Here is a 17619-nt window from a genome sequence, read left to right as displayed (position 1 = left end):
AGGATCGGTTAGCACCCGGGTTGGACGCTTTCATACATGGCGGCCGCAGCTTCATCCGGAAGGGTATTTCCCGCATTCCAGGCTCGATTGTCATGTCGATGATGATCCCCTCGCACCCGAACCGTCTTGGCTTGCGCGTACGCTTCTAGACGCGCTGATACAGCAGGGTGAGATATCAGAGCCAATTTGGTTGGGATGGCATAAAACCAAAGAGCTGGATGGTGAAGAACGAGGCCAGGTTTTTGACCTAGACTAAACACGTAGTCCCTGTTCTCGAAAGAAAACCACATGCTTCTGATCATTGGCACCATCCGCTTGCCGCCGGCAAAGCTCGGACAGGCAATGCCCGCGATGGAGCGCATTGTTTCCGGCAGCCGCGCCGAGCCCGGCTGTCTCGAATATTCCTATGCGCAGGATGTTTTCGATGCCGGGCTCATCCGGGTCACGGAAGTCTGGAGCGACAGGACGGCGCTCGAGGCGCATTTCCGTTCGCCGCACATTGCGGACTGGCGTGCGAGCTGGCCGGCGCTTGGCATAGGCGAGCGCAACCTCGTGCTCTATGAAGCCGGCGAGCCCATGCCGACCTGAACGGTCCGTCAGCCGATCGATATCGCGCCAGCTGTCGCCAATATGGTGTCTGCCGGCATAGTGGTTGCCATGCCGTGCCGCCGGGCGTATCAGGCTGGCTTTCCACTGCCTTTCGATATCGGCGAGCCGCCCCGGTGCTTTCCAGAAACCACAGCGAAGTCTACGCCCGCCGGCTGCGCGCGGTGCTGGTCAGGTCGTTGCCTCTGCTCGAGGCACGCGGCATCGTGGTGGTCGTTCTCGCCGGTGTCGTAGGCGTGATGGCTGGCATATTGGTCACGGCGATGAGCCAGATCGTGCAGGACCTGCACGGGCTGCTGTTCGGCGTTCAGCCAGGCGGCCGGCTTTCCGGCATGTTCTCGCTCGCCAATCCGATGCAGGCGCTGATACCGGCGATCGGCGGCATGCTGCTGGGGCTGACGGTGGTCTGGCTCAGGATACGGAAATTCCGCACGCCGATCGACCCGATCGAAGCCAATGCGCTCTATGGCGGGCGCATGTCGCTGACTGACACCTTCATCATCGCCGGCCAGACGATGATCTCCAGTGGTTTTGGCGCCTCGGTCGGGCTGGAAGCCGGCTATACGCAGGTTGGCTCCGGGCTGGCATCGCGGCTGGCGGGCATCTTCAGGCTGCGCCGCAACGATGTCCGCATCCTGGTCGGCTGTGGTGCGGCCGGCGCCATCGCCGCCGCCTTCGATGCACCGCTGACCGGCGCCTTCTACGGCTTCGAACTGGTCATCGGCATCTACTCGGTTGCCAATGTCGCGCCAGTCTTGACAGCCGCGATCTGCGCCTCGCTGACGGCCGAGATGTTCGGTGGCGTGCCGTTTCCGCTCGAGCTTTCGGGTCTGCCGGCGCTCACCGCCAGCCAGTATGTGCCGTTCCTGCTGCTCGGCCTGCTCGGCGGTGCCGCCTCGATCGCCATCATGCATCTGGTGACACTGATCGAGCGCGGTTTCGCCAGGCTGTCGATCGATGCGGCGCTGCGCCCCGTCATTGGCGGCGTCATCGTCGGGCTGCTGGGGCTGATCACGCCGCAGGTCCTGTCCAGCGGCCATGGCGCGCTGCATCGCGAATTCTCGATGAATTACGGGCTGGCCGTGGTGGCCAGCGTCTTCGTGCTCAAGCTGGCGGCGTCGGCGGTCTCGCTGGGGTCGGGTTTTCGCGGCGGATTGTTCTTCGCCTCGCTGTTCCTCGGCGCGCTGCTCGGCAAGGCGTTCGCGGATGTGATGATTGTCGCCTCGCCGGCAACCGGCATCGACCCTGCCGTCGCCGCCGTCGTCGGCATGACGTCGCTCGCAGTCGGTGTCGTCGGCGGTCCGCTGACGATGACCTTCCTGGCGCTGGAATCGACCCGCGACCTGACGCTGACCGGCGTTGTGCTGGCCGCCTCGATCATGTCGGCGATCCTGGTGCGCGAGACCTTCGGCTACTCGTTCTCGACATGGCGCTTCCATTTGCGCGGCGAGACCATCCGCAGCGCCCACGATGTTGGCTGGATGCGCAGCCTCACAGTCGGCTCGATGATGCGCAAGGACATCAAGACCATCTATGCCTCGACGACGCTGGCAGCCTTCCGCAAGCAAGTGCCGCTCGGCTCTGCCCAGCGGGTCATCGCCGTGGATGCGGGCGATCATTATGTCGGCGTGCTGATCGTGGCCGAACTGCACAGCGATCCTTCCGATGGCGAGGTGCCGGTGCGCGATCTTGCCAAATACAAGGACGCGGTGCTGGTGCCGAGCATGAACGTGCAGGCCGCCGCGGAAACATTCCAGCGGGCGGGCGCCGAAGAACTCGCTGTCGTCGAGGATTTCACCGACCACATCGTGCTGGGCCTTTTGACCGAAGGCCATCTGATGCGGCGCTATGCCGAGGAACTCGACAAGGCGCGCCGGGACCTGTCGGGCGAGGGCTAAGGGACAACCCGGAGTCAGTGTTCAATAGGTCCCTTGGCCATCACGAGAGCCGTGCCGGCGGTGGTCGGGCGTTCGATCATGCGCCGCACGCGGGGCGGTTCGTCGCCGCTGTGCAGGGCCCGCACGCGTTCGCCGATGACGGCGTCGGCATGGGTTATGCGTCCATTGTGCCTGATATATTCGATCCAGGTCGGCGTGTGATAATGCTCGATCCATACGGTGGGATTCTCGAGATCGCGCGCCAGCGTCCAGTTGCGGGCGCCGTCACGACGGCGGATGCGGCCGCGTTCGGCCATGATGGCGAGGAACTCCGGTTCATCCTCGTGCCGGATCACATACTCGATCATGATGGCGATGGGACCGCTGCGCGGCTTCAGGTCAAGCGCCAAATGCGGTTCCTTGAAGCGATTGAGCGGATCGAGGTTGAGCACCTGCTGTTGCGGCAGCGGGAGCAAAAGACCGATGGCGCCGCCGGCCAGCATGGCGACGCTGGCTGCGATCAGCGCGGCTTCGGCGCCGTGCGCATCGGCGACGACACCCCAGATCCAGCTGCCGAGCGCGATGCCGCCGAAGGTCGCGGTCTGGTAGACCGACAGCACCCGGCCGACCACCCAGCGCGGCGTCGCCATCTGCACCGTGACGTTGAAATGCGAAAGCGCGATCACCCAGCAGGCGCCGCCGACAAGCAGGCCGAGCGACGTCTGCCAGGCATGCTGGCTGACGGCGGCATTGAAGGCGCAGACAGCGAAGCCGGCGAAAGCACAGCGCACCATCGTCTCGCTGGAGAGCAACTGCCGCAGCCTGACGCTGATCAAGGCGCCGCCGACCGCGCCGATGCCGAAGGCGCCGAGCATGATGCCATAGGTCAGCGCATCGCCCTTGACGACATCGCGCGCCACCAGAGGCAGCAACGCAAGCACAGCGCCTGCACTGAAGCCGAACGCAGCACCCCTGACCAGCACCTTGCCGATGTTGGGCGACATGGCGACATAGCGCAGGCCGGCGCCCATGGCAGCCCCCAGCGACTCGCGCGGCAAGGTCGATACCGGCACGTTCGGCTTCCAGCGCGCCAGCACGACGATCAGGCCGATATAGCTCACCGCGTTCGCCGCGAAGGCGGCCGCGGCACCGGCCGTGGCGACGATGATGCCGCCGATCGCCGGACCGACGCTGCGCGTCAGGTTAAAGCCCATCGAATTGAGGGCGACGGCTGCCGGTACCTTGTTGCGGGGAACGATATCGCCGACGGAGGCTTGCCATGACGGGCTGTTGAGCGCGGTGCCGCTGTCAATCAGGAAGGTGAAGGCAAGCAGCGTCCATGGCGTGATCAGGCCTGAATAGGTGAACAGGGTCAGAAGCACCGACACCACCAGCATGAAGGTCTGGGCGACCAGCATCACCTTGCGCCGGTCGAAACTGTCGGCGATGGCGCCGGCGACGAGTGCAAACAGCATGATCGGCAAGGTGGTCGAAGCCTGGACCAGGGCCACCTGATAGGGCGAGGTGGCGATCGTGGTCATCATCCAGGCGGCGCCGACACCCTGGATCAAGCCACCGAAATTCGAGACGAGGCTTGCGCCCCACACGGCGCGGAAAATGCCGTGCCGGAAGGGCGCCAGCGCCGAGACGCTCTCGCTGTCCGGCTTTTCGTCAATCATTTGGGGTTCCTGCCATGTCGTGCCTGCTCGTCAGACAATCCGTTTGCGCAGACCGTTTGCCGAAAGTAGGGCATGGCGCCGCAAAGGGCAAAAAAGCGCATGGTCCAACAATGGGATAGAGGCGGTCCAGGCCTTGTCCGCCGGTGGGTCCGGAGGTGCCGCTGGGATCGGCGGCGTCTGTCCTCAGACAATTGCGAACGGCATGCCTCGGCACACCATCCTGGAACAGGCTCAGAAGCCGTTCTGGATGCGCTCGAAGATGACGTTGGTGAAGGCCGATATCTGGCTGCCGATGAAGGGGCCGGTCAACGCCACCACCAGCATGATCGCGACGATCTTCGGCACGAAGGTCAAGGTGATCTCCTGTACCTGCGTCAGCGCTTGGATGAGGGCGATGCCGATGCCGACCGCCATGGCGACCAGCACCACCGGAGCGGACGCGACGAGCACCGTCCACACCGCGTACTGGACGATGTCGAGAGCGTCGGCCTCATTCATGGGACTGGCTCTCTGTCGAAAGCGTCAGCTTGCTGCCTTGACCGAGACTCCCGGACCGACGGCGACTTCGGTGCCGTTCTGCAGCACGGCGATGAGACCGTTGCTGGCGAGGCGCACCGAAGCCACGGTGCCCGTGGTCAGGCCGTCGGCGGAGGTGATCGAGCGCCCGATCAGTGCGTCGGCCTGCGACAGCGCCGAGGACTGCATGATCTGATTGAGCTTGGTATTGGTCTGCACCGACTGCTCGACCTGAGAGAAGGTGGCGAGCTGGGCGACATATTGCGTCGAATCCATCGGCTTGGTCGGATCCTGGTTCTTCATCTCGGCGATCAGAAGCTTCAGGAAGGACTGGTAGTCGACCGCTGTCTTCGAGGTCGACGCCGTGGCCTGATTGGCGCCTGTCGGAATCGTCGTCGTCATGTCCACGTTCATCAGTATCGTGCTCCCACGGCCAGCGGGCGCTCGGCACCCGAAACATCGTCATTACCACCCAGCGCGCGGCGTTCGAGCGGATAAAGCGCGCGGATCGCCTTCAGCGCCTCGTAGATATGATCCTCGCCGACCATGCGGTCGATCTGTTTCAGCGCGCTGCAGATCTGGGTGTCCTCGAAGCTTGCCAGAAGCAGCGGCAGCGAACGGCGGAACATGTCGCGCGCGGCGGCGGCGCCGGCCGGGTTCATCAGCATGACCTGCAGGATGAAATAAAGCTGCTTGAGCGGCGTCGAGGCATCGTCGGCCTGGATCACGTGGCTTTCGAGCAGGAACTGGACGTCGTTCATCAATTCGACAGTGACCTTGCGGTCGACCCGGATGACGGCGCCGTTGATGTAAATCTTTTCGTTCGGCTTGAGCGATATCTTCAGCGTGTTGGTCATTGAATGCCGTCCCTGATGATCTGGGACACCTCGATCAACCCTTCGAAATTGTTGGTGCGGCCCTGACGGATGTCCTCCGCCTCGCGCAGCAGCCACAGGCCGATGGAAATGAGGTTGGCGCGCAGTTCATTGGGCAGGGCGTTGTCGCTGGAGCCAAGATCCTCGACGAAGGCGGTCCAGACGCGGTTGGTGAAGTGAAGCGCCTCGATCGCTTCCATGGAATCGTGGCCGGCCGCTGCTGCCGCCGCCAGCATGTCGATCGAGCGGGTCAGAAGCTCCCGCTCGCGGTCCTTCGCGTCGGCAACGGAGTTGCTCTGGATGTCGGCGTAGGAGAATTGGTACATCGTTGGGGCTCTACCGTTCCGTTAAGCGTTGTCAGGTCAGGTAATTCAACAGGCTGAGCTGCTGCAGGCGTGCGGTCAACGCGAAAGACGTTTCGATGTGCTGTGTCAGGTCCGCGACCCGTGTCGCGGCTGCCGCCGGATCGACGGCTTCCAGATCGAGAATGTGCCGTTCGAAAAGGTCGACCTGCGTTTTCATCCGATCGTTGGCATCGGAAACCCGCTTCTGGACGATGCCGGTCTCGGATTGAAGCTGGCCAATGCCGCTCAGCGCTTCGCCGACCAATGTGGTGGAGCGGCTGACAACCGTATTCTTCGCCGCCTGGCTGATGTTGCTGGACATCAGGCTGCTGACCATGGCTGCGGCCATGGCGAGTTTCTGAATGCCATCGCTGTTGGCGCTGGTCGAAGTCGGTGTGGTTTCGTTGAGTGCGATGCGGCTGACGATCTGCTGGTCGGTGGCGTTCGACCAGTCGCCCTGCCAACCCGCGCCCGTGAACAGCGGCGCGACATCGTTGGTGATGAAATCGTCCATCTGGGCGGCCGTGATGTTGGCCGCTGCCGGGTCGTCCTGGGTGAAACCGAAATTGGTGAGGAAAGCGGTATCGAATGCAGTCTTGGCGGGAGAGCCGGCAGCCGTGAAATCGTTGATCGGCTTGACGTCGGTGTTGGTGCCGGCAAACAGATATTCACCATTGACGCTGGTGTTGAGGATCGAGGTCAGCTGCTGGATGGTCGCCTTGCCGGAGTCCCGGGTGAGGCTGTTGGACGAGTCGCTTGAGGAAGCGGTGGTCAGGGCGGACAGGAAGGTCTGAGCGGCGCCGGAGAGTTGGCCAAGCGAGGTCTGTGTCGAGGAAAGCCTCGCGCCGACCAGGCCGTTGGAATCGATAATGACGTTGAGCCGGTCGAGATCGCGCGAGAAGGTGACGGACTGGGCGGTGCGCCCTCCGAGAGCCAGCCCGACATCGGCGACCCTGCCGGTCGACGCTTCCTTCGTGGCTTTGACGAGTTCGGCCTGCATGCGCATCTGCTGGGAGCGCATGGCATTGGAGATTGCGGCCGAGGAGACTGAAGTCATGGAATTATCCCACCGCGTTAAGCAAGGCCGTCAGCATGTCGTCGACGGTTTTCATCATCCGGGCCGATGCCTGGTAGGTGTGTTCGAGGTCGAGCAGCAACGACATTTCCTGGTCGACATTGACCCCGGTCGCGTTGGACAGCGCCTCTGCGCTGCGCGATGCCAGTGCTTCCTTGGCATCGGAGGCGGTCGAAGCCTGCTGGCGCACGCCCTCGAACCAGCCGATCGAACTGGCGGCGTAGTCGGATACGCTGGAGGTTGCCGAAACGCCGGCGGCGGGGTCGAAAGTCATCGGCTGGTCGAGCCGGTCGCCATAGGCGACCAGAAGGGTGGAATAGGACGCGCCGCCGCCCGTGTTGGCGACATAGGCCGCACCATTGGCGCCGCCGTCGCGCAGCAGCGTCGGGTTGCCGCCGGTGCTCGGGTCCATCGCTGCATTGACGCTGATGGACGCGGCAAGGCCGGTGACCAGCGTGCCGGCGGCCGGCACGGCCGGCGCTCCCGACCAGGTGAACAGGCCGGCGGCATTGGCCATCGAGGGTGCGGTCTCGGCAAAAGCGGTGATCAGGCCACGCGCGGTCTCGTCGAGCTGGCTCTGCATGGTCGAGGCGACGCCGTCGCGCAATTGCAGCAGGCCGGCAAGCGTGCCGCTGGCGCTGGTGTTGCCGCCGGCTCCCGCCGAGATCGGCACGTTGTCGATGTAAACGGCATTGCCGGCGGCACCCGCGGTATAGCCTGCCGACGCCGCGAAGGTGACCGTGCGCGGTATCGTCTCGAACAACGTCGTGCCGTCGCCGGTGGTGATGACCATGTCATTGTCGCCTCGCGTGAAGGTCGACACCGGGACATAGTTCGAAATCTTCTTCAAAAGCGCGTCGCGCTGGTCGAGCGCATCGGAAACGTCGGTGCCGGAACGGGTTCCGGACATGACCGCCGTGTTGGCATCCTGGAACTGGCTGAGCAGCGAGTTCAGGTCATCGACGGCGGTGGCGATCTGGCCGTCGGTCTGGGTGCGGAAATCCTGGACTGCCTTGGAGCCCTCGTTGAGCGAGCGCACGACCTGTTTGGCGGCGTCGATGACCGAGGCGCCGAGGTTCTGGTTCGAGGGCGAGGTGGCGTAGAGCTGCAGCGCCTGCTGCAGGTTGGCGATCGCGGTCGAGGGCGAGGACGCATTGTCGACGCCATTGACCGCGACGCCCAGCTGATCCATGCCGCTGTAGAGCGCGTTCTGCCCGCTCCAGGCCGATAGCGCGCCGAGATTCTGGCGAAACAAAAGCTCGTTGGCTGCGCGCTGGATATCGACCGAACGCGCGCCCGGCGCCGTGCTGGTGACGACGGCCTGGCGCCGCGAATAGTCCGGATTGGAGGCGTCGGCGACGTTGCGCGAGACAACGCTTGTCTGTCGCGCGGTGTTCATAAGCGCCGACTGGGCGATACTCAATGCGGTAGACAGTGACATGCGGGTCTTTCGCGGGCGACGCCCGTCTTATCTCTTCAGGTTGACAAGGACGTCCATCAGATCGGAACCGGTCTGGAAGACTTTCGAATTGGCGGTGTAGCTGCGCTGCGCCGCGATCATGTTGGTCAGTTCTTCGGCGATGTCGACGTTGGAATTCTCGAGCGCGCCGGAGATGATGGAGCCGAGTTTGCCTTCATTGGCAAAGCCGACACGAACCGCGCCGGACTCGGTGCCCTGCGAATAGACGTTGCCGGGCAGCGCGGTGAGCTGGTCCGGGCTCTGCACGTCGGCCAGCGGAATCTTGTAGAGCGGCTTGGTCGAACCGTCCTTGTACTGTGCGTAGATGGTGCCGTCCTTGCTGATCTGGACCTTGTCGATGGTGCTCGGCGCGTTGCCGTTGACCTGGGCATCGGAAACCGTGAAGCCGGCGCCAAGCTGGGTCAGCGCAGACAGATCGAGATTGAGGGTGGCGCCGTTCGGCACGGTAAATGAAACGCCGGTGGGCGTGCCGGTGAGCTTGCCGGTGGTGGTGTCGAAGGTCAGGTTGGCCGAGCCCAGCAAGCCGCCAGCGGTGTAGGGGAACGATGTTCCAGCGGTGGCCTTCGACTGATCGAAGACCGCCACCTGCCAGGTGCCGGCGCCGGTGTTGGTGAAATACACGTCGAGCAGCTTCTTGTTGCCGAGATTGTCGTAGGCGACCATCGAGGATTTCGACGTGTATTGCGCGGTCGCAGCGTTGGCGGCGGGCAGGTTGGCGGTCGCGACCGGTGTCGCGCCGGCCGGCAGGTTGCCGGCATAGCTGCCCTCGGTGCTCGGCGTTGCGGTCATTCCCTGGTCGGAGATGACAACCGGGACCAACCCCTCGAAGCCATTGACCGTCGCTGCCGGTACGCCGTTGTCGTAGCTGTACGCCATCAGCTGGAAGCCGGCCGAGTTGACAAGTCTGCCTTGACCGTCGGGAACGAAAGCGCCGGCCCGGGTCAGGTAGGGGGTGCCGCTCGGATCCTGGACGACAAAGAAGCCATCGCCGCTGACGGCAAGGTCGGAAACCGAGGTCGTGTACTGAAGCACACCCGGATCGCTGACCGCCTGGCGGATCGTCGTGGTGACGCCGCCGGAATTGTAGGCACCGCCGGTCGACGGCATGACCAGCGTCGAGAATTCGGCGGAGGAGCGCTTGTAGCCGGTGGTGTCGGAATTGGCGATGTTGTCGGCGACCGTCGATAGGCGGTTTGCCTGGGCGTTCATACCGGAAACGCCGGTCCGCATCATTCCGTAGAGGCTCATCGAAACGTCTCCGCTGTGTCCATGCTGCTGGCTACGAGGCTACGCATGTTTTCTTGCGCGAGGCTGGCGCGGCGCTGCATCAGAAGACGAGCCGGTAGCCGAGGAAACGCTTGGAATCGATCGGGTCGGTGCCCAGCTTCTCGCGCAGCTTCTTGCGCAGTTTGCTGATGTGGCTTTCCACCACGTTCTCCTCGACCTCTTCGTCGAAGATGCCGTAGATGGCGTTGAAAACCTGGGTCTTGGTGACACGGCGCCCGCGATTGCTCGCCAGATATTCGAGGATGCGGCGTTCACGGCGCGGCAGGGGGAGGGGCTGACCGTCGATCTCGGGGTCGCGGCCGTCCATGAAGATGCGCATGGCGCCGATCTCGGTGTAGGCGACGTCTTCCTGGGCGCGGCGGCGGATGGCGGTGATGCGGGCCAGGATCTCGCGGATATGGACGGGCTTGCGAATGACGTCGTCGACGCCGCTCTCGAACAACCGGAGCGTGTTCTCCAGCGAATGCTGTTCGCTGAGCGCAATCACCGGGGCGCCGGTGCGGTCGCGGATCTGGCGCGGAGAGATGGAACCCTCGCGGCAGTCGCCGATGAGGAAGGCCCGGACCGAGCGTAGATCGGTGTCTGCGGCAGAGTTCACCCACTCACCGAATTCCCCGGACGCAAAGCCTGCACAGGCGATGCCCTCACGATCGAAAAGTGAATTGTATCCCTCTGTTACGAGCTCGCGCTCGTCAACGATCACAATCATCGGCCCCGCCTTCCGAATCAAATCATTTGCCCCGTGAAGAGAGGCGTATCCGCTGGCGGGAATCCTGAACAACCGTCATTTCTTGTAGCTAGTTTCTTGGGAGTCTGGAATCGTTTCGGTTGCATTAGCGGGCGGCCAGATGTGCTTTCGGCGGCAAGTTCTGACCAAGTCAAACCAACAATTCGGGTTGTACGGTTTGTCTATTAGTAACGGGAAATGCGCTTACGGGTTGCAGAATCCGCGGGCGTTCGCGGTCCATTTTCCAAAGCCGGTGGCGACCATGTTGGCAATGACGCGGCAGACATAGATCTTCTGCGCCGGGTCGTTGTCGGGACCGGCATGATAGCGGGCCACGGCCATAGACCAGGTCTCGTGACGGGCATGAAGGCTGGCCAGGAAGCGCGCCGCATAGTCGACGTTCTGGCGTGGGTCGAGCATGTCCTCGACGCTGCGAAAATGCGATGCGTGGTAGTGGTGATTGATCTGCATGCAGCCCAGATCGATCAGGGTCTTGCCCTCGCGCCGGGCATTGGCGAAGGCGGCAAGGGCCTCGGTCCGGCTCCTCGGAAAGACTGCTTTTCCTTCTATATTCAAGGCATTGGGTTGAAGGCTGCCCTTGTTTCCGGTCTCCGTCAGGCCAACGGCATAGAGGATGCCGGCGGGTACGCCATAACGATCGGCGGCGCGCAGGATCTCCGGCTCGCAGGGATTGGCCGCGGCTGCGGCGGCGTTTGCCGCGCTAGATAAAGATATCGCCGCCAGCGCGCTCGCGAGCAGGCGAAGTGCCGCGGCCGTAGTCCTGCGCGTCATCGTTGCGTTTCCCTGAGGATTGCTGGCCCGGTTGCTGGCCGCCGGCTCCACCATTGCCGCTGCCCGAATTCCCCGGTTGAAAGGATGCTGGATCGCGGCCTGTCGCCGCCGCCATAGGAGCGGTTGCATCCGCCCGGGTTGTAGCGGGAACTGCTACCGAAGGTTGCAGTATCGTGACCTTGTCAACCTCGAAGCCGAGCCCCCGCAGCGACTTGACGATGGCCTCGCTGTCGGCCGACAGCCGACGATAAGCGTCGTGCGTTTCCGGCTTCAGCTCAATCGAGAGTTGTTCCCCGGAGAGGCGAAGATTGGCCGTCACCATGCCGAGTTCGGCGGGGTGGAGTTCGATCTTCAACACATGTGTCGGAACGGCAACAGAGCTGGCCAGATGGGTGGACGTGGGTGAGGCTGAAAGCGCCTTTTGCGGCCCGGCGTCGGTGGCTATGGCGTTGATCACATTGAGGGCTGCCTGGCTGATAGGACTCTGCGGCAGTGCGGGGAAGCTCCGTTCCGACACCACGTCGATGCGCGCAGTGGGCAGGGACTGTTTTCCCGCTTCGGGACGCATCGAGGACTGGACATCCTCGATGCTCTTCATCGCATTCGCGGCGTGCTTCGACCGCACGCCGGGCACATCGGCGGCCGGTGCGTCCGGCAGCTTCTGGGCCGCCGCCGCGGCGTCGCGTTCTGGCGCGCTGGAGGCAGCGCTCAGTGACTGACCGTCAAGCGCCGTCAAAGGCCCGTCGACGATCGACGCCTGCTCCGGCTTCGGCATGGTTTCGAGTGCTTCGCGTCCGCCTGCGGATTTTGGCCGGTAGGTCTTTGGCAGTGAAGCCTGCCCATCGAGCGCCGGGTCCGACGGATTCTCGCCGGTCATCGTATTGCCTCCGGCTGCCTTGGCCGTTGTCGAGAAATGCCGCAGGTCATGAAACGCGATCAGCAGCGGCAGGTCGTCCTGAAGCGGCTCGGCGTCCGGCGCCGTCTCTTCAGCGTCGGCCTTCGCGTTTGCTTCCAAATCGTCCTTGCCGGTTTTCACGTTTGCCACTTTGGCCGAGATGGTCCTTGCGGGCTCGGCCGATGCTGGTTCGGCCTTGGCGTCATGCCCGGCAAGGCCGGCCGCGAGCTTGCTCCAGCGCTGGTCGCGCGATCCCGCCTCTGTCGACGGCTGCCGTTCCGGGCGGGCAGCACCGGCATCGTCGCGCAGCATCTTGCCGAAGCCGGCGTCATCGTTCCTGCCGTTCGCGGCCGGCTGCTCCGACGTCGCGCGCGTGGAGGCAAATCCTGGCAAGGCCGAGCCGAGGCTGGTGGTCATTTGGGGGCGGCTCCAAGCATCTGGTCAATCAGGTCGAGCTGTCGACGTGTTCTGGTCATGGCGGCGTCGGTCGGATCGGCGGGCTCTGGACCGGCTGCGGGTGACGGTGCCGACGCCGGCATGACAGTCGCAGGGTCGGCGGATGCCGCTGCTGCCGTGTCCGGCGCATTGGCGGCTGGTCCGCTGGAGGCCGCGGTGACGGCGGGTTGCTCCGAGATGGCGCCTTCGACCGGTGGTAGGCCACTGTCATCGGCGCCTTGCGCCGTGGCGATCTCGGGCACCGGCTGCGCGGCGGCGGCAGGAACTGGGGCAGGCTTTTCCGCCGGAAGGGCGGTGGGCGGCGCGACGACCTCGCCGGCAATGGCCTGCGCGGCGTCGAGCAAAGCGCGGTCACCCTCCGACAGCCGGCTGCGGTCGATCTTGCCGAGCTTGGCACGAACGTCCTCGATTGTCCCCGAGGTGACGGTGGAAAGGCTGGCATAGAGCAGGGCGCGTGGATCGTCCTGATTGGTGTTGCCGTCGCGGCCCTGTTCCGCCCGCGCCGAAGCGAAGGCCGACAAGTCGTTCAGGCCGTCTATCGCGGCCCGGCGGGCGATGCGCAGATAGATCACCTTCTCGCGCTCGGGATCCATCATCGAGGTGATGTCGCCCAGCTTGTCCTGGCTGATCGACATGTGCAGCGCGATGACGCCGGAGACGAAGGAGTCGGCGAACTGGCTGGCATAGGGCGAATAGAGGTAGCGCTCGACATATTGGGTGGAAGCAAGGGCGAAGCGTGCCGCATCGCCTTGCGCGACTGCAAGGCCGACCGAACGGCGAAGTGCCGCTTCCTCGACCAGCGTGCCGGGGCTGAGCAATCTTGCCTCGTCGAGCAGACGGAGTGCGGTCGCCGGTTGATCACCGGCAAGCAGTGAGCCTTTGACCAAAGCGAGGAAGGCGCCGAGATCCGGAGGCAGCGCCATGGGATCGATCGGCCTCAAGGCTTCGATAGCCTCGCCGGGCCGGCCGTTGAGGTAATCAATCACGCCTTTGGCGATGGCAAGGCTTTGCGGATCCGTCGTAGCGCGCGACGTGGCCGCTTCGACGGTCACCGGGTTGCCGCCGCTCATGCCGTAGACAAGCAGGGCTCGAAAGTTCTTGGGATCCTTGTAGTCCTCGGCATTCGCCGCCCGCAAGCGCGCATCCGCCATCTCCAGCAGCTTGGCCTGCATCGGCAGGGCGGCATGATCGCCGGCGGCTATGCGGTCCTGGATGAGTTGCAGCGAGCGCACCAGCTGATACGGCTGCAGCGCGTCCTGGGCGAAACCGGCCGACGGGTGTCCGCCGGCCAGCAGCAACAAACCAATCAACCGGCGGGTGACGGCCGCTCGCTTCATCCGCCGGTCGCCATCAGGATCTCGATGCGACGGTTCGCGGCCGCCAATGGATCGGCTGCTACCTTCGGCTGGCGGTCGGCGAAGCCGGCGACCTCGGTGATGCGGCGTTCGTCGACGCCGCCGCGCACGAGCATGTAGTAGGCGGAATGCGCGCGCGCCGTCGACAGCCGCCAATTGTCGTAGCTGTCGCCGCGGAACGGCCGGGCATCGGTGTGGCCGTTGATGCTGATGGTGCCCTTCTGGCTGTTGATGATGCGGCCGATCTTCTCCATCGCCAGCACCAGTTCGCGTCTCGGCAATGCCGAGCCGACCTCGAACATGCCGAAGTCGAGCTGATCGGTGATCGAGATGACGATCCCCTTGTCGGTGGCTTCGACCGAGACGCCGTCGTGCAGCTTGTCGCCGGGCTTGAAGGCATCGGCCAGCTGCCGCTTGACGTCGGCAGCTGCCTTGACGGCAGCCGCGGTTGGCGCCTTCTCGCCGATGTCGGGCTTGGCGGCCTTTTGCGCCTCAGGCTCTGCCTTGGCTGCGCCCGCGACCGTGGTGCCGTCCGGCTTGGTCTCGCCGGCCATTGCCGTGGCAGGGTTCGCGGCCTGCTTGCCGGTCGCGTCCTTAGCCAGCGGCTCGAGCGGTGCGGCGACAGGCGGCACGGCTTTGACTTTGAGCACTTGGGTTTCGGCGGTCTTGTCGCCGGGCTTGGCCGGATCGCCCTCGATCTTCGTGCGCTCGGCGCTGGCTTCGGCGCCGGGCGCCGCTACCTGCTGCGACCAGAAATCCGGCTCGAAGGGATCGCGGTAGGAGGCGCCACCGGAGGCGCCGGTAGCCGGGCCGGCAGCCTGCACGCCGCCGTCGCCTTTCTGGCTGACATTCTGCATGACCCCGGTATCCGCGGCGATTTCCGAAAGCACCGCGTAGGGGTCGGCGAAGAGATGGTCGTCGGAGCGTTCCGCCTGTTGCGGCTCCTGCTTGTCCTGCTTGTGGTCCGACGCGCCCGCGCCGGCATTGCCGTTCTGTCCGGCTTTGCTGGTCGCCTCTTGCGGATCGTCGGCCGTCAGCCCCATGGCGCGCGGACCGTCGCCGAGATCCTCCAAGCCCTTGCGGCTCGAATTGCGGTCGACCAGCTTGACCGGGTTGAAGTAGCTGGCGACGGCTGCCTTGGTCTGCTCGTTGGCGGCGTTGATCAGCCACATGACCAGGAAGAAGCACATCATGGCCGTCATGAAGTCGGCGAAGGCGATCTTCCAGACGCCGCCATGGTGGGCCTCGTCATGGTCGTCATGGCTGCGCCGCACGATGATGATCTCGTGGCGGCCGTGGTCGGCGTCTGCGACGCTCATGCCAGGACCTCCGAGAGGGCCGTCGACCATTCGGCCATGCGCGTCTCGAACACTGCTTCGTCGATGGCGACGGTCAGGTCGAAACCTGGCGCCTCGACAAAATCGAGATTGGCGGCGCCGGGTCCGAGCGACGCCTTCAGTGTTTCGAACATCGAGAGCGGGCCGCGCACGACGATGCGCACCGCTTCAGCATCGCCGACCGCTTCGCGGATGGCGCCGGCCAATGCCTCGATCGAACGTTTCTGCAGATCGTCGCTGACGATGCCGCCGATGATGCGGGCGACCGTGGCGGCGACAAGTCCGGTGACGCGCGCCTCCATGGCATCGATGCGCAACGAGACCGCCTTGCCGACATCGTCGCCGAGGCTTTCGAGAAATATCCTTGCTTCCTCGGCATTGGCCTGGCGTTCGGCTTCGAGCGCGGCGTCATGCGCAGCCGACAGGCGGACCTCCAGCGCTGCCTCCGCCTGGGCAACCGCCTCGGCGATCAGCGTGCCGATATCGGCCTGCGGCGCCGGCGTCTCGGGCTTGTGTTCGGGATCGATTGCTGCCCGGGACTGGCCGGCACGTTGCGCGCGCGTCCCGAAATCAGGCAGAAGGTCGAAGAGGGCTACGGAGGGCATGGTTTACACCGCCACTTCCTGGGCGGCCCATTTGCGCAGGATCTGCGCGGTGCGCTCCTCGTTGAGATCGACCATCCTGGCAAGCCTGTCCTGCGGCGCCGGCCGGATCTTCTGGCGAAGATCGTCGAGCGGCGTGGGGCCTGGGCGTGTGCCTGGCAAGGTCCCAATCGCGGCACTGTCGGTGGCCGCCATTGCCTCCGGCGTCGGCAGCGAGCGCTGGACGTCGTCGAAGCTGGGACCTGCCAGGGCCGGAGTAGCCTTTGCCGTCAGCGCCACGGCCATCGGCCTCAGGCCGAAGAAGGCGACCAGGAACACCACGACGATGAAGGCACCGGCATTGATCATCGTGCCGGCATGCTGGCCGATCGAATCGAGCATTCCCGCCTGCGGGATCGCCTCGCCATCCAGGCCGTCGATGAACTCGACCGCCGAGACGTCGATGATGTCGCCGCGCTTTTCGTCAAGGCCGGTAGCGGACGTGACCATCTTCTGGATCTCGGCGACGCGCTTGGCGATCTGCTCCGGCGTGGCGTCCTTGCCGAGGATGGCCGTCAGCCGTTGCTGATTGACGACCACGGCAATCGACATCTTGGTGACGGTGTAGCCGTTTGAGACCGTGGCGATCTTCTTGGAATTGATCTCGTAGTTGGTGATCTCTTCCCTGCGGTCGTTCTGCGAGGAGGATTGCGGACCATCGGTGGCGGTTGCCTGGGTCTCGGGCAGGTTCTGCTCGACGCTGGCCGGAGTGGAAGCCTGCTTCTGGTTGTTGTTCTCGTTGGCCCGCACCGACTGCACCGAGCGTTCGACGCGGGAATTCGGATCGAAGATGGTCTCTTCCGTCTGGCGGGTGTCGGTGTTGACCTCGGCCTTGACGCTGGCGCGGAAATTGTCGGGGCCGAGATAGGCCGTCAGCGCACGGCGGATGTTGTCTCCGATCTGCGCCTCCACGGTCTGCTCGACGCCGAGCGTGCGGGCGGCGCTGGTGTTGGAAGGATCGTCGCCGGCGGCCAGCAGATTGCCGCTGGAATCGAGAACAGTCACCTTGTCTGCCGACAGGCCGGGAACGGCGGCGGCGACGAGATGGCGGATCGACATGGCGCTCTTCTCGGCGTCGATGCCGGCGTAGCGGATGACCACGGAGGCCGAGGGCTGCTGCTCGTCGCGGCGGAAATTGGCCCGTTCTGACATGACGATGTGGACCCGCGCAGCCTTGATGCCCGATATGGACTGGATGGTGCGGGCGATCTCGCCTTCCAGCGCGCGCACGCGGGTGATCTGCTGCATGAAGGAGGTGAGGCCGAGCGAGCCGACATTGTCGAACAATTCGTAGCCGGCATTGGCGCTGGTCGGCAGGCCCTTTTCGGCAAGCAGCATGCGGGCCTGAGCGGTGGTGCCGGCCGGCACCAGAACCGAGGTTCCATCGGCGCCGACATCGAAGCCGATGCCGGCTTCGCCCAGCACCAGGCCGATCTGGTTCACGTCGGCGCGGTCTAGTCCCACATAGAGCGTGTCATAGGCGGGGCGGTTGAGATAGACCGAGGCGATGCCGATGACGCCCATCACCAGAACGGCGATGCCCGCCAGCATGGCGAGGCGCTTCACGCCAAACCCGCGGAGATTCGAGATGATGCTCTGGATCTGTTCCGGCACGGTTCAACGACTCCCAGCATGATTGTCCGCCGGAACTCTAGTCTTCGAAGCTTGTGCGAAAAT

At 64.5% G+C, this 17619-nt stretch carries 17 protein-coding genes; 2 read left to right on the top strand and 15 right to left on the bottom strand.

Going from position 1 to position 17619, the window contains the following annotated elements:
* The first annotated feature begins 288 nt into the window (after window positions 1–288).
* The gene (locus AC0L3E_RS06245; RefSeq protein WP_128307498.1) at window positions 289–588 is read left to right on the top strand and encodes a putative quinol monooxygenase; all 300 of its coding nucleotides are present in this window, start codon (window positions 289–291) and stop codon (window positions 586–588) included.
* A 134-nt stretch (window positions 589–722) separates the two neighbouring features.
* Window positions 723–2504, top strand: coding sequence for a chloride channel protein (locus tag AC0L3E_RS06240; protein ID WP_128307497.1), 1782 nt, complete (start codon window positions 723–725; stop codon window positions 2502–2504).
* A 14-nt stretch (window positions 2505–2518) separates the two neighbouring features.
* Here AC0L3E_RS06240 and AC0L3E_RS06235 read toward each other — a convergent pair whose 3' ends face one another.
* The 15 genes from AC0L3E_RS06235 to fliF form a co-directional block, all read right to left on the bottom strand.
* Window positions 2519–4162, bottom strand: a complete 1644-nt coding sequence (locus tag AC0L3E_RS06235) for an MFS transporter (RefSeq protein WP_127326670.1) — start codon at window positions 4160–4162, stop codon at window positions 2519–2521.
* Window positions 4163–4393: 231 nt separating this feature from the next.
* Complete coding sequence (gene fliQ, locus AC0L3E_RS06230) at window positions 4394–4660, bottom strand: flagellar biosynthesis protein FliQ (RefSeq protein ID WP_023810020.1); 267 nt, start codon at window positions 4658–4660, stop codon at window positions 4394–4396.
* A 24-nt stretch (window positions 4661–4684) separates the two neighbouring features.
* A complete protein-coding gene (gene flgD / locus AC0L3E_RS06225; RefSeq protein WP_013529774.1) occupies window positions 4685–5092 on the bottom strand; it encodes a flagellar hook assembly protein FlgD in 408 nt (135 codons plus the stop codon).
* Window positions 5092–5535: a flagellar biosynthesis repressor FlbT gene (gene flbT, locus AC0L3E_RS06220; RefSeq protein WP_023810019.1), complete on the bottom strand. Its 444-nt coding sequence runs from the start codon at window positions 5533–5535 to the stop codon at window positions 5092–5094. Before flbT ends, flgD begins: the two co-directional genes overlap by 1 nt.
* A complete protein-coding gene (gene flaF, locus AC0L3E_RS06215; protein ID WP_473604462.1) occupies window positions 5532–5879 on the bottom strand; it encodes a flagellar biosynthesis regulator FlaF in 348 nt (115 codons plus the stop codon). The genes flbT and flaF overlap by 4 nt, the downstream gene beginning before the upstream one ends.
* A gap of 31 nt (window positions 5880–5910) precedes the next feature.
* Window positions 5911–6954, bottom strand: coding sequence for a flagellar hook-associated family protein (locus AC0L3E_RS06210; protein ID WP_128307495.1), 1044 nt, complete (start codon window positions 6952–6954; stop codon window positions 5911–5913).
* Between the two features lie 4 nt (window positions 6955–6958).
* Entirely contained in the window at window positions 6959–8413 is a 1455-nt protein-coding gene (gene flgK / locus AC0L3E_RS06205) for a flagellar hook-associated protein FlgK (protein WP_127271695.1), read from the bottom strand.
* A gap of 27 nt (window positions 8414–8440) precedes the next feature.
* Window positions 8441–9700 carry a flagellar hook protein FlgE gene (locus AC0L3E_RS06200; protein ID WP_127322241.1) on the bottom strand — a complete coding sequence of 420 codons (1260 nt, stop codon included), beginning with the start codon at window positions 9698–9700 and terminating at the stop codon, window positions 8441–8443.
* Between the two features lie 79 nt (window positions 9701–9779).
* Complete coding sequence (locus AC0L3E_RS06195; protein ID WP_013529780.1) at window positions 9780–10448, bottom strand: response regulator transcription factor; 669 nt, start codon at window positions 10446–10448, stop codon at window positions 9780–9782.
* Between the two features lie 222 nt (window positions 10449–10670).
* Window positions 10671–11258: a transglycosylase SLT domain-containing protein gene (locus AC0L3E_RS06190; protein WP_050592657.1), complete on the bottom strand. Its 588-nt coding sequence runs from the start codon at window positions 11256–11258 to the stop codon at window positions 10671–10673.
* A complete protein-coding gene (fliK, locus tag AC0L3E_RS06185; RefSeq protein ID WP_473604461.1) occupies window positions 11188–12570 on the bottom strand; it encodes a flagellar hook-length control protein FliK in 1383 nt (460 codons plus the stop codon). The genes AC0L3E_RS06190 and fliK overlap by 71 nt, the downstream gene beginning before the upstream one ends.
* On the bottom strand, window positions 12567–13946 hold the full coding sequence (locus tag AC0L3E_RS06180) for a chemotaxis protein MotC (protein ID WP_473604460.1): 1380 nt from the start codon (window positions 13944–13946) through the stop codon (window positions 12567–12569). Before AC0L3E_RS06180 ends, fliK begins: the two co-directional genes overlap by 4 nt.
* Complete coding sequence (locus tag AC0L3E_RS06175; RefSeq protein WP_473604459.1) at window positions 13943–15283, bottom strand: MotB family protein; 1341 nt, start codon at window positions 15281–15283, stop codon at window positions 13943–13945. The genes AC0L3E_RS06180 and AC0L3E_RS06175 overlap by 4 nt, the downstream gene beginning before the upstream one ends.
* Complete coding sequence (locus tag AC0L3E_RS06170) at window positions 15280–15906, bottom strand: hypothetical protein (protein WP_127322518.1); 627 nt, start codon at window positions 15904–15906, stop codon at window positions 15280–15282. The genes AC0L3E_RS06175 and AC0L3E_RS06170 overlap by 4 nt, the downstream gene beginning before the upstream one ends.
* A 3-nt stretch (window positions 15907–15909) precedes the next feature.
* Complete coding sequence (gene fliF / locus AC0L3E_RS06165; protein WP_128307491.1) at window positions 15910–17556, bottom strand: flagellar basal-body MS-ring/collar protein FliF; 1647 nt, start codon at window positions 17554–17556, stop codon at window positions 15910–15912.
* Window positions 17557–17619 lie beyond the last annotated feature (63 nt).

This window comes from Mesorhizobium sp. WSM4822 (assembly GCF_055811155.1).
The sequence above is the reverse complement of the archived record's forward strand: the minus strand, read 5'-3'. Positions and strand labels throughout refer to the sequence as shown.

Coding starts and splice junctions, on each gene's coding strand:
- AC0L3E_RS06245 (WP_128307498.1), top strand. CDS start 289: ATGCTTCTGATCATTGGCACCATCCGCTTGCCGCCGGCAAAGCTCGGA.
- AC0L3E_RS06235 (WP_127326670.1), bottom strand. CDS start 4,162: ATGATTGACGAAAAGCCGGACAGCGAGAGCGTCTCGGCGCTGGCGCCC.
- fliQ (WP_023810020.1), bottom strand. CDS start 4,660: ATGAATGAGGCCGACGCTCTCGACATCGTCCAGTACGCGGTGTGGACG.
- flgD (WP_013529774.1), bottom strand. CDS start 5,092: ATGAACGTGGACATGACGACGACGATTCCGACAGGCGCCAATCAGGCC.
- flbT (WP_023810019.1), bottom strand. CDS start 5,535: ATGACCAACACGCTGAAGATATCGCTCAAGCCGAACGAAAAGATTTAC.
- flaF (WP_473604462.1), bottom strand. CDS start 5,879: ATGTACCAATTCTCCTACGCCGACATCCAGAGCAACTCCGTTGCCGAC.
- AC0L3E_RS06210 (WP_128307495.1), bottom strand. CDS start 6,954: ATGACTTCAGTCTCCTCGGCCGCAATCTCCAATGCCATGCGCTCCCAG.
- flgK (WP_127271695.1), bottom strand. CDS start 8,413: ATGTCACTGTCTACCGCATTGAGTATCGCCCAGTCGGCGCTTATGAAC.
- AC0L3E_RS06200 (WP_127322241.1), bottom strand. CDS start 9,700: ATGAGCCTCTACGGAATGATGCGGACCGGCGTTTCCGGTATGAACGCC.
- AC0L3E_RS06195 (WP_013529780.1), bottom strand. CDS start 10,448: ATGATTGTGATCGTTGACGAGCGCGAGCTCGTAACAGAGGGATACAAT.
- AC0L3E_RS06190 (WP_050592657.1), bottom strand. CDS start 11,258: ATGACGCGCAGGACTACGGCCGCGGCACTTCGCCTGCTCGCGAGCGCG.
- fliK (WP_473604461.1), bottom strand. CDS start 12,570: ATGACCACCAGCCTCGGCTCGGCCTTGCCAGGATTTGCCTCCACGCGC.
- AC0L3E_RS06180 (WP_473604460.1), bottom strand. CDS start 13,946: ATGAAGCGAGCGGCCGTCACCCGCCGGTTGATTGGTTTGTTGCTGCTG.
- AC0L3E_RS06175 (WP_473604459.1), bottom strand. CDS start 15,283: ATGAGCGTCGCAGACGCCGACCACGGCCGCCACGAGATCATCATCGTG.
- AC0L3E_RS06170 (WP_127322518.1), bottom strand. CDS start 15,906: ATGCCCTCCGTAGCCCTCTTCGACCTTCTGCCTGATTTCGGGACGCGC.